The 18,692-nt window shown below is 48.1% G+C and carries 22 protein-coding genes; 11 read left to right on the top strand and 11 right to left on the bottom strand.

From position 1 onward, the window contains the following. Positions 1–250 precede the first annotated feature (250 nt). Complete coding sequence (gene rsgA, locus Q1B04_RS19045; RefSeq protein WP_299762191.1) at positions 251–1,174, bottom strand: ribosome small subunit-dependent GTPase A; 924 nt, start codon at positions 1,172–1,174, stop codon at positions 251–253. Between the two features lie 5 nt (positions 1,175–1,179). Continuing rightward, entirely contained in the window at positions 1,180–2,421 is a 1,242-nt protein-coding gene (locus Q1B04_RS19040; protein WP_299762188.1) for a glycosyltransferase N-terminal domain-containing protein, read from the bottom strand. A gap of 173 nt (positions 2,422–2,594) precedes the next feature. Here Q1B04_RS19040 and Q1B04_RS19035 point away from each other — a divergent pair, with 173 nt between their 5' ends. From Q1B04_RS19035 to crcB, 6 genes are all read left to right on the top strand, one after another. Beyond that, complete coding sequence (locus Q1B04_RS19035; protein WP_299762185.1) at positions 2,595–3,149, top strand: hypothetical protein; 555 nt, start codon at positions 2,595–2,597, stop codon at positions 3,147–3,149. Positions 3,150–3,196: 47 nt separating this feature from the next. Continuing rightward, entirely contained in the window at positions 3,197–3,592 is a 396-nt protein-coding gene (locus Q1B04_RS19030; protein WP_299762182.1) for a hypothetical protein, read from the top strand. Between the two features lie 146 nt (positions 3,593–3,738). Further along, positions 3,739–4,617 (top strand): arginine deiminase family protein, encoded by an 879-nt coding sequence (locus Q1B04_RS19025; RefSeq protein ID WP_299762179.1) that lies wholly within the window; start codon positions 3,739–3,741, stop codon positions 4,615–4,617. Positions 4,618–4,715: 98 nt separating this feature from the next. Continuing rightward, positions 4,716–5,198, top strand: coding sequence for a GNAT family N-acetyltransferase (locus tag Q1B04_RS19020; protein ID WP_299762176.1), 483 nt, complete (start codon positions 4,716–4,718; stop codon positions 5,196–5,198). Beyond that, complete coding sequence (locus Q1B04_RS19015; protein WP_299762173.1) at positions 5,195–5,821, top strand: class I SAM-dependent methyltransferase; 627 nt, start codon at positions 5,195–5,197, stop codon at positions 5,819–5,821. The genes Q1B04_RS19020 and Q1B04_RS19015 overlap by 4 nt, the downstream gene beginning before the upstream one ends. A 41-nt stretch (positions 5,822–5,862) precedes the next feature. Next, a complete protein-coding gene (gene crcB, locus Q1B04_RS19010) occupies positions 5,863–6,234 on the top strand; it encodes a fluoride efflux transporter CrcB (protein WP_299762170.1) in 372 nt (123 codons plus the stop codon). Between the two features lie 302 nt (positions 6,235–6,536). On the opposite strand, the gene Q1B04_RS19005 is transcribed toward crcB, so the two are convergent. The 4 genes from Q1B04_RS19005 to Q1B04_RS18990 all read right to left on the bottom strand — a co-directional run bounded on the left by Q1B04_RS19005 (position 6,537) and on the right by Q1B04_RS18990 (position 9,947). Next, positions 6,537–7,166, bottom strand: coding sequence for a peroxiredoxin (locus Q1B04_RS19005; RefSeq protein WP_299762167.1), 630 nt, complete (start codon positions 7,164–7,166; stop codon positions 6,537–6,539). A gap of 28 nt (positions 7,167–7,194) precedes the next feature. Beyond that, entirely contained in the window at positions 7,195–7,659 is a 465-nt protein-coding gene (locus Q1B04_RS19000) for a transcriptional repressor (protein ID WP_299762164.1), read from the bottom strand. Between the two features lie 164 nt (positions 7,660–7,823). Continuing rightward, positions 7,824–8,597: an enoyl-CoA hydratase-related protein gene (locus Q1B04_RS18995; protein WP_299762161.1), complete on the bottom strand. Its 774-nt coding sequence runs from the start codon at positions 8,595–8,597 to the stop codon at positions 7,824–7,826. A 75-nt stretch (positions 8,598–8,672) separates the two neighbouring features. Beyond that, positions 8,673–9,947, bottom strand: a complete 1,275-nt coding sequence (locus Q1B04_RS18990) for an aspartate kinase (RefSeq protein WP_299762158.1) — start codon at positions 9,945–9,947, stop codon at positions 8,673–8,675. Positions 9,948–10,031: 84 nt separating this feature from the next. Here Q1B04_RS18990 and fbp point away from each other — a divergent pair, with 84 nt between their 5' ends. Then, the gene (gene fbp, locus Q1B04_RS18985) at positions 10,032–11,039 is read left to right on the top strand and encodes a class 1 fructose-bisphosphatase (RefSeq protein WP_299762155.1); all 1,008 of its coding nucleotides are present in this window, start codon (positions 10,032–10,034) and stop codon (positions 11,037–11,039) included. 83 nt (positions 11,040–11,122) lie between these two features. Here the strand turns inward: fbp and Q1B04_RS18980 are convergent, their stop codons facing one another. The 4 genes from Q1B04_RS18980 to yihA all read right to left on the bottom strand — a co-directional run bounded on the left by Q1B04_RS18980 (position 11,123) and on the right by yihA (position 13,161). Further along, positions 11,123–11,431: a hypothetical protein gene (locus Q1B04_RS18980; RefSeq protein ID WP_299762152.1), complete on the bottom strand. Its 309-nt coding sequence runs from the start codon at positions 11,429–11,431 to the stop codon at positions 11,123–11,125. A 122-nt stretch (positions 11,432–11,553) separates the two neighbouring features. Further along, positions 11,554–12,051, bottom strand: a complete 498-nt coding sequence (locus tag Q1B04_RS18975) for a DUF5606 domain-containing protein (RefSeq protein WP_299762149.1) — start codon at positions 12,049–12,051, stop codon at positions 11,554–11,556. Positions 12,052–12,071: 20 nt separating this feature from the next. Then, complete coding sequence (locus tag Q1B04_RS18970) at positions 12,072–12,476, bottom strand: energy transducer TonB (RefSeq protein WP_299762146.1); 405 nt, start codon at positions 12,474–12,476, stop codon at positions 12,072–12,074. 76 nt (positions 12,477–12,552) lie between these two features. After that, positions 12,553–13,161, bottom strand: coding sequence for a ribosome biogenesis GTP-binding protein YihA/YsxC (gene yihA / locus Q1B04_RS18965; RefSeq protein WP_299762143.1), 609 nt, complete (start codon positions 13,159–13,161; stop codon positions 12,553–12,555). 591 nt (positions 13,162–13,752) lie between these two features. Between yihA and Q1B04_RS18960 the strand changes: the two genes are divergently transcribed. The 4 genes from Q1B04_RS18960 to Q1B04_RS18945 all read left to right on the top strand — a co-directional run bounded on the left by Q1B04_RS18960 (position 13,753) and on the right by Q1B04_RS18945 (position 18,092). Further along, positions 13,753–15,744 carry an OmpA family protein gene (locus Q1B04_RS18960; RefSeq protein WP_299762140.1) on the top strand — a complete coding sequence of 664 codons (1,992 nt, stop codon included), beginning with the start codon at positions 13,753–13,755 and terminating at the stop codon, positions 15,742–15,744. A 153-nt stretch (positions 15,745–15,897) separates the two neighbouring features. Further along, on the top strand, positions 15,898–16,620 hold the full coding sequence (ubiE, locus tag Q1B04_RS18955) for a bifunctional demethylmenaquinone methyltransferase/2-methoxy-6-polyprenyl-1,4-benzoquinol methylase UbiE (RefSeq protein ID WP_299762137.1): 723 nt from the start codon (positions 15,898–15,900) through the stop codon (positions 16,618–16,620). Further along, on the top strand, positions 16,569–17,336 hold the full coding sequence (locus Q1B04_RS18950; protein ID WP_299762134.1) for a porin family protein: 768 nt from the start codon (positions 16,569–16,571) through the stop codon (positions 17,334–17,336). The genes ubiE and Q1B04_RS18950 overlap by 52 nt, the downstream gene beginning before the upstream one ends. Before the next feature lie 3 nt (positions 17,337–17,339). Next, entirely contained in the window at positions 17,340–18,092 is a 753-nt protein-coding gene (locus tag Q1B04_RS18945) for an SDR family NAD(P)-dependent oxidoreductase (protein WP_299762131.1), read from the top strand. 97 nt (positions 18,093–18,189) lie between these two features. Here the strand turns inward: Q1B04_RS18945 and Q1B04_RS18940 are convergent. Then, positions 18,190–18,692, bottom strand: a 503-nt coding sequence (locus tag Q1B04_RS18940; protein WP_299762128.1) for a prolyl oligopeptidase family serine peptidase, incomplete at its 5' end; no start/stop codon positions are given.

Genomic DNA, 18,692 nt, shown 5'->3' with positions numbered 1-18,692 from the left:
AACGCAGCAGGAGGGGAATAGTTAAATGGTAAATTTTTGGATTGATAAATTGTTGATTGTTGGGAAGGGATTAGATAGCGCAGGTACACAACTTGCCATACTTTTTGGTTTGTGTAGATCAGTCCGCAGATCACGCCAGTTGAAAACTGGCCTCATGCAGCACCACGAATTGAAAACTCGCGGTGCTGCAGCCGCTACATATTACTCCAACACCTCTCTAACTCCCAAACTTTCTAACTCCCAAACTTTCCTACTTTCTGTTATCGCCGCCGTGCAGCATGCTCAGGTAGCTTTCGTAGCGGGTAAGCGAGATATCGTTGTGGCGCACGGCCTCTATTACGGCGCAGCCAGGCTCATTAAAGTGGGTGCAGTTGTTAAAGCGGCATTGGTTCAGGCGCTCGCGCATCTCCGGGAAAAAATGACTCAGTTCTGCCGCCGGAATATCTACAATGCCTAGTTCTTTTATACCAGGTGTGTCGATAACAAAAGTCATCGGGTCAATCTCGAACATCTCGGCGAAGGTAGTGGTGTGCACGCCCTTGTCAGAGAAGTCGGATATCTCAGAGGTTTTCAGTTCCAGATCGGGTACGATGAGGTTGATAAGCGAGGATTTTCCCACACCGGAGTGGCCCGATAATAAGGTGGTTTTGCCGTGCAGCAGCGCCTTTATTTCTTCAATGCCTTCGTTGTTGTGCGCCGACACCGCCAGGCTCGGGTAGCCTACTTTTTCATACATGTGGCTGATTTGGCGCTGGTAATCCATAATATCCTCATCGTACAAATCGGTTTTATTGAAGATGAGCATAGCCGGAATGTCGTAAGCCTCGGCAGTTACCAAAAAGCGGTCAATAAAGCCAAAGGAAGTGCGCGGCGACACCAGCGTAACGATCAGAAGGGCCAAATCCACGTTGGCGGCAATGATGTGGGAATAGGCGGTTTTGTGCGTACTCTGGCGGATGATGTAGTTCTCGCGCTCCTCAATTTTATGGATCACGGCGGTATCCTCGCCGGTTGTCTCTACCTCAAACTCTACGCGGTCGCCTACGGCCAGCGGGTTGCTAACCTTCAGGCCCTTAATCTTGAACTTACCGCGCAGGCGTGCCCGGTGCAATTTGCCATCCTCGTCGCGCACCAAATACCACGATCCCGTCGATTTTACTACTACTCCCTTCATGCGGTTTATTTCAGCAGCTGCTTTACATCAGCCATAATTTTGGCAGTGGCGCCAGCCTGCTCTTGTACGTATTCTTTTTCTTTGTTTGTTATACTTTGGCGCAGCCCCGGTGTTGCGTGCACGTGCTCAAAAGCCTGTAGCAGTTCCTCCGCATTATTCACCGGAAAGGCGCAGCCCCGTGCCACCAGGTCCTTTGCCTCCTGAAACTTGTCGTAGGTGGGGCCAAAGAACAGCGGCAAACCAAACACGGCGGCCTCCAGGGTGTTGTGCAGCCCCTTGCCAAAAGCCCCGCCAATATAGGCATAGGTGCCATAGCTGTACAGCGACGAAAGCATGCCGATGTTATCAATCACCAAAACGTTATACTTTGCCGCGTCTGTTTCGGAAGTTTTAGAGAAGCGCACGGCTCCCTCGCCTAAAGCCTGCATCACCGCGTTTATACTTGCCTCGTTTACCTCGTGCGGCGCAATGATGAATTTTATACGTTGGTTATACTTCTGAATCAGCGGGAGCAGCACCTCCAGGTCGGCGGGCCAGCTGCTGCCGATCATAAACACAGGTTGGCCTGCTGCAAACGCCTCTACTACAGGTATGGTCTTAACCGAGGCTGCCGTTTGCAGCACCCTGTCAAAGCGGGTGTCGCCGGCTATACTTGCCTTGCTGATATGTATGCTTTGCAGCAGCTCCAGCGAAGGTTTGTTTTGAGTATAAATGCGCGTGAAGCGACGCAGGATGTTGCGGTAAAAATCGCCATAGCTTTTAAAGTATACTTGCTCCGGCCGGAAAATGGCAGACACAGAAAGCGTTGGTATTTGCCGCCGCTCCAGCTCCTGCATGTAATAGTGCCAGAACTCATACTTTACAAAAACGGCCAGCTTTGGCTTGGTTATGCTAAGGAACCTGCGGGCATTGGCAGCACTATCCAGAGGCAGGTAAAAAATGTAATCGGCGCCTGTGTAGTTTTTGCGCACTTCGTAGCCCGACGGAGAAAAGAACGTGAGCAGGATTTTATACTTCGGAAACGCCTCCCGGAAAGCCTCCATCACGGGGCGGCCCTGCTCAAATTCGCCCAGCGACGCACAGTGGAACCACACCAGCGGCGCCTGGTTGCCGGCCAGTGCTTCCTGTAGCCTTTCGAACTGCCGCGCACGCCCCTGCTGCATCAGCCTTGCCTTCTCGTTAAAGGGAGCGGCCAGCGTAATGGCAGTTTTGTAAGCCTTCAGGCCGATAGTATAGAGTAACTTCAAAATGTATACTTATTGATAGACGCTGTGAGGTCTGGTTCTACTGCAAATATAAGGTATTGCACAGGGATAGTGTGTAAGGGAAGTGTACTTTGTGGGTGCCAGCCCTGTTTACTGGGAAAGTTAGTGGTTTCTGCTATATTTGGTAGGCCTTACCCTTTAGCAGAATATATCATATGAAATCTCTCTTAGTATCTTTATCAATAGCTTTACTTTTTCAAGGCTTTAACGCTCAAAAGCTGGAATTATCATTTAATAGGCTATTAAGTGCTGACACTCAAATTAATCAGTTACTTTACTTCAACTCTTTTCCAAGCGACTTTGAGACATTTAAAAGGACATTTGATTATGTAGGAGAAACGCCTGGGCCATTGTACGAAAAATCGTTTGATTATATTTCCAGGTTCTATGCACTTGACAAAATACCTAAGAAAGAGAGACTCCAAACAGCGATAAATATAAGTATAAATGGAAATTGGGAAGCTGACGCAATTAGCCAATTTCAGCACAACTTGAAGCCTCTTGTCCTGGAAAACGTGAACTTGACTTACGAAATCCTTAAAGTAAGGCAACCAAATGAAATAGAATCATTTTTCTATTTCCTATTCAGTGGGCCACATCCACAACAAACTATTCCGGCTCAGTTGCATAAGTTACAAGAACTAGATAAAAGCTTTCACAACCATATTTCAAACGGGCATAAAAAAGCAAAAATGGATAGTGAACATTGAATAAATATTTTGGTCGGCAATTCATTAAAGCGTATAAAATTTTAGGAATGAATAAGTTACATACCATCTGCTTTTTGTTGCTTATGATAAGCTGTAATGTAAAAGAGAGCGAGAATGGATCTGTTGCCCAACCTCAGGAGAGCACTTCTTTCCCGGCAGTTGAACCAACGCATTCGGGTAAACAGCCTTTGTTCACTAAAGAAGATATCAAAGGTGTGTGGACTGCAGGAGAATCTGAAAATGCGAGCTTTAGTATTGAGCAGGATTCAATATTGTTTGTCGACACATTCGAATACTTAAAATATGAATTCAAAAATGATACGCTAACTTACCTTGAAAGTGGTGATCTTTTTTTTAGAACAAGAGTAATTAAAGCGGATAAAGATTCTTTAGTAACTTCTAACGAAGATGGAATTCGTAGATTTTGGAGATTTAAAGATTGACAAGCATATTATTTTATTATAATTCCACCTCATGTTTTTTACCACGTACTTACCTCTACCCGCCCCCCCCCCAAAGTATAAATTAGCCAAACCCAACTTCAAGCCTTACTTTTGCAGCATTAAAAGTACCATTTGAAAGTATAGATTTGAGTAAAAGCATAAAGCAGTATAGCGAGACCGATACGCTGCAGAAAGTAATTATCGGGAGGTACGAGAACTATAGCGAGGCGCCGGCTTATGTGGAGCTCGTAAACGAGGACCAGAAGCAGGGGCTGCCGACAAAGGAGCAGCTCAAGGAGGAGTTCGATACCTTTAGGCAGGTGCTGACGGAGGCGGGCGTTGAAGTGCTGGTGCCTGATTACGTAGGCAAGTTTGTGTACGACCAACTCACGCCCCGCGACATCGGCATGGTGATAGGAGAGAAGTTCCTGCTCTGCAACATGGTAAAAAGAAGCCGCCGCTACGAGAGCGCTGGCATTTTCCGTTACCTGCACAACATTCCCGGCCATGAGGCCAACATCATTATCCCGGACTCACCTACCTGTTTTATTGAGGGCGGCGACATACTGGTAGACAAAGGAAACATCTTTGTGGCCGTATCGCAGCGCACCAACCAGGAGGGCGTGGCTTTTCTGGAGGAGCAATTTGGTAATGAATTTAACGTGGTGCCGATAGCGGCGCGAACGCTGGCAGAAGGCGAAAACGTGCTGCACCTGGATTGCATGTTCAACCCTGTAGGAGAGAATTTGGCACTCATTTATGAAGAAGGATTCAAACAGCTTCCGCACGAAATTTTGGACAACTACAACCTGATAAAAGTAACCAAAGAACAGCAGCAGGAGCTGGCCACCAACATACTTTCCCTGTCGCAGGACAAGCTGATTAGCCGCGACCATCCTTTGTGCCAGCCAATCAACGATGAGATCAGGAAGGCCGGAATAGAAGTGGTGGAGATAACGTTTGATGCGGCCCCAAGCACTGGCGGTTCGTTCAGGTGCTGCAGTCTGCCTTTGCTGAGAGGCTGATTTCAGCGATGGTAAGTATGCGCGCAAGTTTAATTTGGGTTAGAAGAGTACGGCGTACCTGCATTTTTAGTAGCTTACCATATCAAAACATACAATTTATGCCGCTCACCATTCGCTCAATTCAGCTTTCCGACAACGAGCCGTTGGCTATCCTGATCCGAACTGTTTTCCGGGAATTTAAAATAGACAAGCCCGGTACCGTGTATACTGACCCTACCACCGATGCCTTGTATCAACTGTTCCGGCAACCTGCCAGCGCCTACTTTGTGGCCGAAGAAGATGGCGTAATAGTTGGCGGCTGCGGCGTTTACCCAACAGAGGGGCTACCGGAAGGCTGCGCAGAGCTGGTTAAGTTTTATCTGGCAGCCGATGCACGAGGCAAAGGAATTGGCAACAAACTGATGCAGCAAAGTATAGAAGCAGCCCGCGAGCTGGGTTATAAGCAGCTATACTTGGAGTCGTTTCCTGAGCTGGCAAAAGCGGTGTCCATGTATGAAAAAGCAGGTTTCAGGCCGCTACCGCACGCCCTCGGCAACTCCGGCCACTACGCCTGCAACATCTGGATGATAAAGCAACTATGAGCATACAACAAGCCTACAACAGCTGGGCCCCGCAGTACGACACCAATAAAAACCGCACCCGCGACCTGGAGGCCGTAGCCTTACGCAACACGCTGGCAAGTATAGATTTTGATGCTTGCCTGGAGATTGGCTGCGGCACCGGCAAAAATACGGAGTGGCTGGTGCGCAAGGCCTTGCACATCACAGCCGTAGACCTGTCGGAGGAAATGCTGGAGCGGGCAAGAATTAAGGTGGGCTCCAATAAAGTTGATTTTATACAAGCCGATATCACGAAGAGATGGAGCTTTGCAACACAACCCTACGACCTGGTGAGCTTTAGCCTGGTGCTGGAGCATATCGCCAACCTGGATTATACTTTTAAGCAAACGGCTGCGGTGCTAAAACGCGGCGGGTATGCTTACGTAGGCGAGCTGCACCCTTTTAAGCAGTACACCGGCACCAAAGCCCGCTTCAACACTGCACAAGGCACGCAGGAGGTGGAGTGCTACACGCACCACGTGTCGGATTTTGTGCGGGCAGCCAAACAGCACGGTTTGAGGTTATTAGGCCTGAACGAGCTTTTCGACAACAACGACCGCTCAAGCGTGCCGCGCATCTTAACCATACTTTTACAGAAGGTATAGCTACCAGCCTACTTTTATACTTTCAAAAACCAGTTACATACATGAAGATACTTTTAGCTGTAGGCGCAGGAAGTTTTATTGGCGGTGTGGCACGTTACCTGCTGGCGCTGTTCATCCAGACGCGATCCGCCGTAGCATTTCCGTTTGGTACTTTAGGGGTAAACGTGGCAGGCTGCTTTTTAATGGGGCTGATTTTCGCGCTGATTGCTAAAGGCACCTTGCCAGCCGAGTGGCGGCCTTTCCTGGCTACAGGCATACTGGGCGGCTTTACTACCTTCTCGGCTTTTTCGCTGGAGTCGGCTTACATGCTGCAGACGGAGCAGTATGGGCAGGCTATACTTTACATTTCCGCAAGTGTGCTGCTTGGGTTGCTGGCTACCTTTGCAGGCATGTGGCTGGTAAGGTTTGTGTAAGTACAACTTTCAGAAAAAATGACAAAGCGATAACTTATTTTAATGTACTGTTATTTCTCTACATGGCTGTGGCAATGGAGAAATAAGCGTAAACAAGCCTACAATGGAGGTTCCCTCTGTTTTCGAACTTTACGGGGTAGAGACTGGTGAGGTAGAGGTTTATACTAAAAAATGGTAAAGTTACGCAGGTGAAGGAGTAAGTAACCGTGCTCTCAGCCAGAGATTTTGCTCTCCTACTTTCGCAAATAAAAAAGCCCCGACCTAGGCCGGGGCTTTTCTGCTATTTAAAAAGCTGTTAAAGCTTAGTGTTTTGCAAGGTAGTTAGAAACGCCTTCTTTTGTAGCGCTCATTGCCTCTTTGCCTTCAGACCAGTTGGCTGGGCAAACTTCGCCTTTCGTCTCGAAATACTGCAGGGCATCAACCATACGCAGCGCCTCGTCGATAGAGCGGCCAAGCGGAAGATCGTTTACAACCTGGTGACGAACTACACCTTCTTTGTCGATCAGGAACAGGCCACGGTAAGCTACCGGCTCACCTACAAAAGTAACCTCGCCTTCTTCGTTGTAGTCGTAATGACCAGCCAACACGTCGTAGTTCTGGGCGATAGTCTTAGCTGCATCAGCTACAAGCGGGTAGTTTACACCCTCAATGCCACCCTGCTCACGCGGCGTGTTTAACCAGGCAAAGTGAGAGAAGTGCGTGTCAGTAGAGCAACCTACTACGGCTACACCTTTGCGCTCAAACTCTTCCATTCTGTCCTGGAAGGCGATGATCTCAGTTGGACAAACAAAAGTGAAGTCCATTGGATAGAAGTAGAAAAGTACATGCTTCTTGCCCAGGTACTGCTCTAAAGAGAAGTTCTCTACGAATTCGCCGTTCTCTACGGCTGTTGCTTTGAAAGAAGGTGCTTTTTTACCTACTAATACTGCCATGTGTTATTTGTTTTGGTTTTTGAAAAATCTATTTTGAAACTCGTGTAATACTTATTTGTTTGTCGGGCTCCACTTTATTTCCCGTCAGCTGCACCGAAACCCCTTTTATCTCAAAGTTCTCCAGCTTCCTTTTGCTGAAAAACTCGGTCAAGAGCTGCTCCAGCTCTGCGTCCTCAAAATCCACGATTTCTTTGGTTTTGCTGCAGAAGATGTGGTTGTGCACGTGCGTGTTGGCATCGTAGCGCTTACCGCCTTCCTCCGAAAGAGCGCGCTTTATCAGACCGGTTTCTACAAATGTATCAAGCGTTTTGTAGACTGTTCCCAATGATATACTTGGGTTTGCAGGCTTCAGGCGCTGGTATACATCCTCGGCTGTAGGGTGGTGCCCATGCAGTTCCATGGCCGCCTCAAACACAACAATGCGCTGCTGTGTGGCTTTAAGGCCACACGCTAAAAGGCGCTGTCGTAATTCTTCTCGGGTCAGGTTTTGCATCACTCAGGTAAGAATGTTTCTTAACTAGTAAAAGTTCCTGCAAAGATAGGAGAAAGTTGGAGAGTTAAAAAGTTTAGAACTTGGAGAGTTGGGGAGTTACTATTAAAGTTCTGAGTCTCGAGTGTAAAAGAATCATAATTCAGAACTCGAGACTCAGAACTCATTTATCTGCCTTTAAAATCTGGCTTGCGTTTTTCCACAAAGGCGTTCATGCCTTCGGTTTGGTCTTCGGAGGCGAAGCAGAGGTAGAAATTCTTGCGTTCAAAGTATAAGCCTTCGTCCAGGTTAGTCTCAAAAGAACGGTTTACGGCTTCCTTAGCCAATTTAGCCGCTACCGGAGACATGCGTGCCACATCCGAGGCTAGTTTTAGGGCTTCGTCTAAGTATAGCTCTACCGGTACCACGCGGTTTACCAGGCCGTGCTTCTCCGCCTCGTCGGCGCTCATAAACTTGCCGGTTAGCACCATTTCCATGGCTTTCGCTTTACCGATGGCTTTGGTGAGGCGCTGTGTGCCGCCTGCGCCTGGCATTACACCGATTTTTATCTCTGGCTGCCCAAACTGCGCCGTTTCAGATGCTATAATCATATCGCAGGTCATGGCCAGTTCGCAGCCACCGCCCAGGGCAAAGCCGGAAACAGCGGCAATAATAGGTTTTTTTGTTTTGCGGATCTGGTCCCAGGTAGAGAACTGATCTATGTTCAGCATATCGATAGCGGTTTTGCCGGCCATCTGCTTTATATCGGCTCCGGCGGCAAAAGCACGCTCATTGCCCGTAATCACGATGGCACGCACGGCATCATCTTCGTCCAGGTCCTTCAGCGCATCACGCAGCTCGCCCATCAGCTGCAGGTTAAGGGCGTTCAATTCTTTTGGTCTGTTTAGTTGAATTAGAGCTACATGCGGCTGCGCCTGAGGCGTTACAAGTATAAATTCCATAGTATGAATAGGTTTCTGTTGGGTATGGTTAAAGTTAGCTTTTCGGGCAAGTATAAAAAAGCCGCCAAGTATAAATTAGCGGCTCACAACCTGGAAAGTGGTGCGTGTGCGCTGCTCCAGCAGCACCTGCTTGCCCTCCATAATGCGGTTTATACTTGCGGCATTGTAATTCTTGACGGTATAGAGCTTCAGTTCCGTGTTGTAGTGGATCACGAACTGGTCCTGCAGCGTTTGGATGAGGCGGTGCAGGCGCTCAGGGTTATAGTCGGTGCAGATGGAGAAGGAGATGGCAGAGTTCTGCATCAGGTGTATCTTTATCCGCAGTTCTGAAAGTGCATTAAATATAGTGCCCAGGTTTTTCTCCGAGATAAACGTGAAATCCTTTACCCCGAACGATACCAGGCACTGCTTCTCCTTAATAATATAAGCCGGCGCAACTACCTCAAAACGGCAGTCGCAGATTTTGGTGCCCTCGCCCTCCGGGTTCAGGAACGACTTTACGTAAAGCGGAATCCGCTTATTAGCAAGCGGTTTTATAGTTTTCGGGTGTATGACGGAGGCACCGTAGTAAGCCATCTCCACTGTTTCCTGGTAAGAAATCTCAGGGTAGCGCACGGTATCCGGAAAGTGCTTCGGGTCGGCATTGAGCAGGCCTTCCACATCTTTCCAGATGTACATGCCCCCGGCATTCAGGCAGTAAGCAAAAATGGCGGCACTAAAATCAGAGCCCTCGCGGCCCAATGTGGTGGTGAGGCCGTTGTTGGTGCCACCCAAAAAACCCTGCGTTACCACCAGCCCCTGCTCCAGCAAAGCCGGCACATCCCGCCGGATCAGGCGCTCCGTCCAGGCCCAATCTACCTTGCCTTCGCGCCAGTTGGTATCTGTCTGTATATATTTTCTGCTATCTATCAGGGAATTAGCTAAATCCTGATCCTCCAGAAAATAATGCAGTATTGTAGACGAAAAAAGTTCGCCAAAACTTACCGTTTGATCGTATACCTTATCAAAATTGCTGTTTGGTGTGATTTCCTGAAGCTGATTGTGCAGTTGCTCAAACAAATGCTCCAGCCGCTGAAAGGCAGGGTGATCCTGCTCTGCAAACAGCTCCTGCAGCACCTGCAGGTGGTACTCTTTCAGTTGTTCAAACTCAGAGATAAAGTTTTGCCCCTGGTAAGCCATACCGTGCAGTGCCTCCAGGGCATTGGTGGTTTTACCCATCGCCGATACCACCACCAGCAGCTGACGCTTGCCACCTTGCGACTTAACAATGCGGGCAAGGTTTCGGAAAGATGCGGCGCTTTTTACGGAGGCGCCCCCAAACTTGTATATTTTGATCCTTTCTGTACTCATACAATGTAAAATTAGGCATCATTCGGAATATTGCCTAAAAATGATATTTTTGTAAATTATAAGCTATAGGTTAAAATCATCTTTATGACTGACAAACTCGGACTGCCTGTTGGTACTACGCTAGACAGGTTTATCATGAGAAAGCAAGAAGACTTCCCGTACGCCACGGGTGAGTTGTCTCAATTGCTTCGCGACATTGCCTTGGCGGCTAAAATTGTAAACCGCGAAATTAACCGTGCAGGTCTGCTGGATGTAACCGGTGCCTATGGTCAGCAAAACGTACAGGGCGAAGATCAGCAGAAGCTGGACGTGATCGCGAACATCCGTTTTATACGTGCCTTGCGCAACGGAGGCGAGGTTTGCACCATTATTTCGGAGGAGGAAGACGAGGCAATTCAAACAGGCAACACAAAGGGCAAGTATATTGTCGCTATTGATCCGCTGGATGGCTCTTCTAACATCGACGTAAACGTATCTATCGGTACAATTTTCTCTATTTATCGCCGCGTATCTGAGCAAGGCAGCGACGGGACAATGGATGATTGCCTGCAGACCGGTACCAAACAAGTAGGTGCAGGTTATATTATCTACGGCTCTTCTACCATGCTGGTGTATACCACAGGCAATGGCGTGAACGGCTTTACGTATGATATGACGCTCGGCGAGTTCTTCCTTTCTCACCCTAACATCTTCACGCCAGCAACTGGTAAAATCTACTCTGTAAACGAGGGTAGCTATAATTCTTTTCCGGAGGGAGTGAAGCAGTATGTTAACTATTGCAGGGATAACGAATACTCTGCCCGCTACATTGGCTCCTTGGTTGGCGATTTTCACCGCAACCTGATGAAGGGCGGTATTTACATTTACCCATCTACGGCAAAGGCACCGAACGGAAAGCTGCGCCTGATGTATGAGTGCAATGCGCTGGCCTTTATTGTGGAGCAGGCCGGCGGCAAGGCTACAAACGGCTCTCAGCGTATCATGGACATGGTGCCAACAGCGTTGCACCAGCGTTGCCCACTGTTTATCGGCTCCCCTGAGATGGTAGATAAGGCAGAGGAGTTTCTGAAAGCTGAAGTTGAAGTAAACTAACCCAACTTTTATCTGGAGTTAAATTAAGAACAGATTTCAAAGGCAGGAGGCGTAAAGCTTTCTGCCTTTTTTGTTAAAAAATCTTACCTGCCGCTGTATCGCAATCGTATCTCGGCTTTCTGGAGCTCTCTTTTAAGAATAAGGCGTGCTATGCGCGTGGCGATAATTTCTTCGTCGGCATCTACCATGGCTTGCTTTACCTTTTGCTCGTCCACATCAATGCGGTAAAGGATGTGCAGCAGACGGCTGAAGTCGTTGCGGAGTAGCTGCTGTACGATGTGTACAATTTTGTACTCTAACGCCTCCAGGTTGGCAGAGGGCAGGTTGTCTACCTCAAATATGCGCTGCAGGTGGTTAGTGGTGCCTGTAAGTATGGCAGGAGAAAGTGGCATAAGGTGATAGAGTGTTTCTCAAATTTAGTTTACACAAAACCCGGCTAATGGTTATACTTTATACTTGCAAGTATAAACCAGCTGCAAACAAAAAGCCCTCCGTATAGGAGGGCTTTGTAAAGCTAGGCTTGTTCCTCAGATTTTTTCTTGGAAGCTTTCTTTTCAGCGGGAGCCTTTTTGTCGGCCTCCGGCTTTTCTGCTGCCTCTGATTTAGACTTGGCTGCTTCGGTAAAACCGACGTGCTTTTTAACGATGGCATACCAGGTAGCTAGCTTCTTCATGTCAGACACGTAAACGCGTTCCTCATCATAGGTTGGCAGCACACTGGCCATGAACTCTTTGTAGTCCTCGTTTTCTGGCTTGTCGCCAAGTGGCAGGTTATCGCCAAACTTTTGGTTTACGCGGTCAAACACTTCTGCTAGCGGCACAGTGCCTTCTCCATCAGTGGTATAGATGGAGATCTCGTCGAGCAGTGACATGCGGTGGCGCGCCTGCGCTACCATTGTCTTAGGGTTTTCTTCCAGGCTCTCCAAAATAACGCCGGTGCGGGTAGGTTTTACTACACGGTAAAGGCCGCTCTGGCCAGATACTGCCGCAACTTGTCTTAAATCAATAGGCATAGGTAATATGTCTGTTTCGTTTATAATTTAAATACGATTGGGATGCTGGCATCCACTCCAAAGCCGGGTGCCTTAAACTTAATAAGCTTAGCCACACGAAGCGCTTCCTCACCTGTTCCGGCTCCTGCATTGCGCAGCACCTTGAAGTTAGACGTAGAGCCGTCGGGGTTCAGGGTGAAGCTGATAATGCACTCGCCCTGCACACGGTTGCGCTTTGCCAGCATGGGGTACTCCAGTTCCTTATAAATAGCCTGGTACATGGCTTCCTGGCCTCCCGTGTAAAATTCGGCTACAGGTATGGCCTTATCAGGCATCCATACGCCATCTTCTTTCGGTGCCTCAGTTGTTGCCTTGTCGCTTTGGGCGTTTGCTGTCAGCGCTACAAAGGCAAATAAAATAAACAAAAATGAAATTCTGGTTCTCATAAGGGTAAACATTTAAAATTTTCTACATCACGGGTACAGCTGCCACAGTATTAAATGTTAACCTTAGTCGGTTTGCTTATTGCTGGTTTTGCACTTGCGCGTTCACCTCCTCTATAAAGCCGAGGATTTCGTCGCGGCCGGTCTGCTTTTCGGCAGATGTGCGGAACATTTGCGGCAGCTCTTCCCATGTTTCACGCAGTTTACGCTGCCACGCGGCTATGGTTGAGTCTGTCTTTAGAGACGATTGCTTGTCGAGCTTCGTAAATACAATCACAAAAGGTACTCCCATGGTTCCGAGGTGGTTAATAAAGTCCATGTCCTGGGCCATAGGGTCGTGGCGGCTATCCACCAGCACAAAAACGCAGGTCAGGTTCTCTCGCTTCTGCAGGTAATAATTGATCATGCGGCGCCACTCGTCTCGCGAGCTTTTGCTCACTTTGGCGTAGCCGTAGCCCGGTAAGTCTACCAGGTACCATTCGTTATTAATTAGGAAGTGGTTGATAAGCTGCGTTTTGCCAGGCTGTGCAGATGTCTTGGCTAGCTTCTTCTGCTCAGTAAGCATGTTTATAAGCGATGATTTACCGACATTGGAGCGACCGATAAAGGCGTACTCCGGCTTATCGGGGGTGGGGCAGGCCTCCACTTTTGTGTTACTCATCAAAAATTTAGCTTCCTTAATAATCATGCTATAGCTGTTTGCGGTTCTGTTGAAGATCAATTTCCGCTTAAATAAGTATACAGGCAGAAGTTAACCGTTGAGTTGCCCCTCTATTATTTAAAGAGTGGGCCATATGTATAAACCACAAAGGTAGCAAATTAATTCTCCACCGTGGGTAGTATGCCTGTGCTGCATGTTTATATAACGCGTAAACTGGCAGAACATTTCAAGATGCTATACTTGCTGTGCACTGCTGGGTGCTAAGGCCTGATCTGATGGTATTCAGCAGGCTTTATTTAGTCTGATTTGTGGGAAAATATCGTTTGCAAATATAATATAATGCATATATTTGCTGTTGATTCAATTTTGTGTGAATAACTTTATATCTAGGTTTGCTTTGCTGGCAGGCACCTTAAAACGTCCGCTTACTCTTTTCGTTTATTTATAACGTGCACAGGTTAAGAGTTTTATACCAGAGATTTAGATTTTACATATACTAAAATTAATATATCTCGTATAGATGCTGGATTAACTTTGCCAGTCCGGTTGGGCTGCATTTTAATCCAGGTTTTAATAATCACCACAACATTTAGGAAAGTATAACAAACCCTTTATCACATGAATAATTTAGCCAAATCGTTCTCGCGGGTTTCTCTGCTGCTTGCCTTGGTTTGCCTTATGGCAGCCTCTGCCTCGGCGCAAAGCACCAGAAAACAGATGCGAACAGCCAACAAGTTTTTTAAGAAGGAAAACTATCGCGCCGCCCTGCCATATTATGACCAGGTATTGGCCGCAGATCCGAATAATGCCAAAGCTCTTTACAACGCTGGTATCAGCTACCTGACCTTCGATAAGGAGAAGTCGGCTGACTACCTGTACCGTGCGCAGGAGCTAAAGCCAAACCTTGATAAGGAATTGGAGTACTGGCTGGGTCGTGCTGATCATATTAACTACCGCTTCGATAGCGCTATAGAGCATTTTCAGAACTATCAGAAGAATATTAGCAAGCGCAACGTAGAGCGTAAAGATGAGGTTGCTCAACTGATTCAGTATGCCAAAAACGCGCAGCGTGAAGTAGCTAACCCGAAAGACGTGTTTGTGAAAAACCTTGGCGGTGATGTAAACACTGCCTTCTCGGAGCACAGCCCGGTTATCTCTTCTGACTATAACTACCTACTTTTCACTTCCCGCTCTGAGGAAGCTACAGGCGGTAAGGCAGCTGAAGACGGGGAGTATTTCGAGGATATTTTCGAAACTAGCCGTACTGGCGAAGATTCTTGGGAGAGCCCGCGTATTGTGCCTGGTGCCCTGAACAGCGCCGGTCATGATGCATCTATCCAACTATTCGACAACGATACAAAGCTGTTGCTGTACCAATCAGTAAACAATGGCGACATTATGGTATCTGAGCGCCAGGCTGACGGAAGCTGGGGTGCGCCAAAGAGCATCAGCGACAAAGTAAACACCCGTGATTTTGAGTCTGATGCTTACATCACGCCAGACGGTTCTACTTTATTCTACTCTACCAGCCACTTCTCTGAAAACGGTGACCTGGATATTTACATGGTGCAGCGCAACAAGAACGGTAGTTGGGGCAACCCTAAGAGCCTTGGCAAAACCATCAACAGCCGCTTCGACGAAGACAGCCCATACTTGTCAGCAGACGGTACGCTATACTTTGCCTCTCGTGGCCACAACAGCATGGGCGGTTACGACATCTTCGCCTCTAAGTATGATTCGGTAGCGCGCCGTTGGGCTCGTCCGGAAAACCTGGGTTCTCCGATCAACACGCCGGATGATGACACTTACTACCGTTTAGCTCCGGACGGAAGCTACGCTTACCTGTCGTCTTACCGTATCGGTGGTTACGGAGAGAAAGATATTTATACTATCAACTACATCAGAAACGCGAGTGTTGCAGGCCGTGTGCTTGTGCAAGGCGACAGCACCATGACTTTGCCAGGTGTTGAGCTGATCTTCAACGGCCAGCAGGCAGATAACCGTCCGATCTCTTACCGCGACATCAGCAAGCCAGATTCTGCTACTTATAGCGTAAACATGCTGTCTGGCCGTAACTATCAGGTGCAGCTGTCGCTTGACGGAAAGGTTATAGAGACGCAGGAGTTTGAGGTGCCAGTTGTGCTGGATGATACAACTACTATCAGAAAAGACTTCTATGTAACGCTGGACGATACTACAGCTGCCCGTGTTGCCCGTCTTGCACCTGATGCTGCCATCGGCGACTTTGAGATGGAGAACATCTACTTCGCTACAGACAAGTATGACCTGCGCCCTGAGTCTATGCAGGAGCTGGACAGAATTGCTGATATCATGAAGGCGAACCCTACCCTGAACATCAGCATTGAAGGCCACACCGACTCGCGCGCCAGCGACTCTTACAACATGACGCTTGGCCAGAACCGTGCTGACGCCGCCTTCGATTACCTGACCGGTAAAGGCATTTCTGCTAAACGTATGGTAACTGTAAGTTACGGCGAGAGCAGACCAGCTGTACCGAACACATCTGCAGACAACATGCAGCTGAACCGCAGAACGATTTTCAGAGTGCTTAAGCGCGATGAGATTCAGCAGGGGCAGGAAGTGCAGTAAAACAGATAATATGGCCTGAGTGCCAAAAGAACTATACTTCAGAAGCAGGCCGGGCACATGTCCGGCCTGCTTTTTTTATATTTCGGAACATATTCTGCGGATTATAGTTTTAGGTACAGTATTTTTGCCCTGTCACATATTTTATTCTAACCCATGGCGGTAGTACCTTACAAAGACCAGAACGGAGACAAGAAGTCGCAGGTGGCCACAATGTTTAACAACATTGCCGGCAAGTATGACTTCCTGAATCACTTCCTGAGTGCTGGCATTGATATTATCTGGAGAAAGAAAGCTGTAAGCCTGCTGGCTCCCGAAAAACCAAAACAAGTGCTGGATATTGCCACCGGCACCGCCGACTTTGCCATTGAAACGCTGCGCCTCAACCCGGATAAAATTACGGGAGTAGACATCTCGGAGGGTATGTTAGCCGTAGGACGAGAGAAGCTGGCCAAACGTGGCCTTACCAACAAAATAGAGCTGCACTACGGAGACTCCGAAAACCTTCCGTTTAAAGACAACACCTTTGATGCCATAACAGTGGCTTTTGGGGTGCGTAACTTTGAGAACCTGGAGAAAGGCCTCTCAGAAATGCACCGTGTGCTGAAGCCCGGCGGAATGGCTGTGGTGCTGGAGTTCTCCAAGCCGCGCAGTTTCCCGATGAAGCAGCTTTATCAATTTTATTTTAAGAATATACTACCAGTGGTAGGTAAACTCGTTTCTAAGGACAACGTTGCCTATACGTACCTGCCGGAGTCGGTACAGGCATTCCCGGATGGGCAGGAGTTTATTAAAATTTACCAAAAAGTCGGATTCAGAAGTACAAAATGGCATTCACTCACATTTGGCATAAGCTCAATTTACACAGGCAAAAAATAACCCTTTTTGGCCTGCTGCTCCTTTTACTTCTAGCAGGAGTTTCGGCGCAGGCCCAGCAAAAAGTAAAATCATTAAACAAACCCGGTTACGATGAAAAGCCCGTGCACTACGGCTTTTACCTGGCCGTGCCGCTCACTAAGTATAATGTAACGCATTCTCAGGAGTATGCCGATCGCATAAGGAGTGGAAGCAATGAAGCTATCAACGCCAAAACGGACATAGGTTTTTATACCGGCCTTGTGCTAAACGTGCGATTAGCGGAGTATTTGGACGCTCGTTTTGTGCCTGGTGTTGGCTTTTACGGCCGCACAATCGAGTTCAAGAACGTTGTATTGCCAACTGTGGAGACAGAGGAAGTAATGCTGGAAACAGTTCCTAATGTGATGATCGAACTCCCGGTGCTGCTCAAGTATAAATCCAAGCGGCGGTCTAACTACAGGCCTTACATAGTAGCAGGCGTGAAGCCAGGTATAGACTTAGGCAAGGGCAATAGTGGTGCAAAAGATGAGAATATGCTGGAGGTAGAAAAGTTTGACTTGGCACTGGAGTATGGTATCGGTATTGATATTTTTTACCCATACTTTAAGTTTGCGCCGGAGCTGCGTTTCTCGCACGGCCTACTGAACCAGCACAAGCTTTTGGAAAATAGTACCTACAGTAGGTCTATCGATAAACTGACCCATCATAACGTATCACTCATACTTTTCTTTGAATAAAAGATGACTAAGATCGCATTTGTTACCGGAGCCACCTCAGGTATTGGGCTTGCCACTGCCCTGGAGCTAGCCAGCAAAGGATACCGTATTGTGGCCACAGGCCGCCGCAGCGAGCGCTTGCAGGAACTGCAGCAGGATCTAGGCGAACACAAAGTATACCCGCTGGTTTTTGATGTGCGTGATAAGGAAGCAGTGCTGAAAGCGGTAGCCTCGCTGCCGGATGCGTGGCGTAACGTAGAGGTGCTGGTAAATAATGCCGGTAACGCGCACGGGCTGGCTCCAATTCAAGATGGATCTCTGGAAGATTGGGATGCCATGATCGACATAAACGTGAAAGGCTTACTGTATGTAACCAAAGCTGTGCTGCCGCTGATGCAGGAGCAGGGCAAGGGCCACATTGTAAATATCGGTTCTATAGCAGGCAAAGAGGTATACCCGAACGGCAACGTATACTGTGCTTCTAAACATGCGGTAGACGCGCTCTCTAAAGCCATGCGCATCGACCTGGTGCAGCAAGGTATAAAGGTGTCGGAAGTAAACCCAGGGCTGGTAGAGACCGATTTTTCAGAAGTGCGTTTTAAAGGCGATTCAGAACGCGCCGCTACAGTTTACCAAGGTTACGAGCCCCTGCAGCCACAGGATATCGCAGAACTCATCAGCTTTATAGTAACGCGCCCGGCCCGTGTTAACTTGGCAGAGGTGCTGGTGCTGCCGGCTGCGCAGGCTTCTTCTACCATTGTGGTGAAACAGCAGTAAGCGCTGCAGGTATAAAGTATAAATCCCCGGCTCCTGAAGTTTAAAACTTTGGAGCCGGGGATTCTAGTTTTTGAAGAGTGGGAAACTATACTTGCTGCTACTTTTCCTCTGCCAGAAGCTGCATGATAAAGGCATATAAATCCGCCTCTTCCCGAACGCCTGAGTAGATGCCCGAGGCTCCGTAGTGGCCTGCTTTTGCCTCTGCACGCAGCAGAACAGGATTGGTTTGCGCTTTGCGGTTCTGTAGCCTGGCAGCAAATTTATAGGAGTGCAGAGGAGGAACACGATCATCGTTCGTAGACGTCATAATCAGCATAGCCGGATAATTTACGTCCTCTTTAATGTTGTGCAAAGGCGAGTAGCTCTTTAGCCTGGTAAAGCTTAAGCTATCGCTAACAGTGCCATACTCATCCACGTGGAACGAGCCGACAGTGAATTTCTCCATGCGCAGCATGTCTAGAGGTGCTACCACTGGCACCACTGCCTTAAATAGTTCTGGGCGCTGTATTGCCGCCGCAGCTACTGTCAGCTCCCCCGAAAATAGAACTGTTCTGAAGTAGAGAAAAACCCTTAACTTTGAACAGTTGCTTATGAAAAGGA

Origin of the sequence: uncultured Pontibacter sp., assembly GCF_947495565.1 — a bacterium.
Lineage (GTDB): Bacteria > Bacteroidota > Bacteroidia > Cytophagales > Hymenobacteraceae > Pontibacter.
The sequence above is the reverse complement of the archived record's forward strand: the minus strand, read 5'-3'. Positions and strand labels throughout refer to the sequence as shown.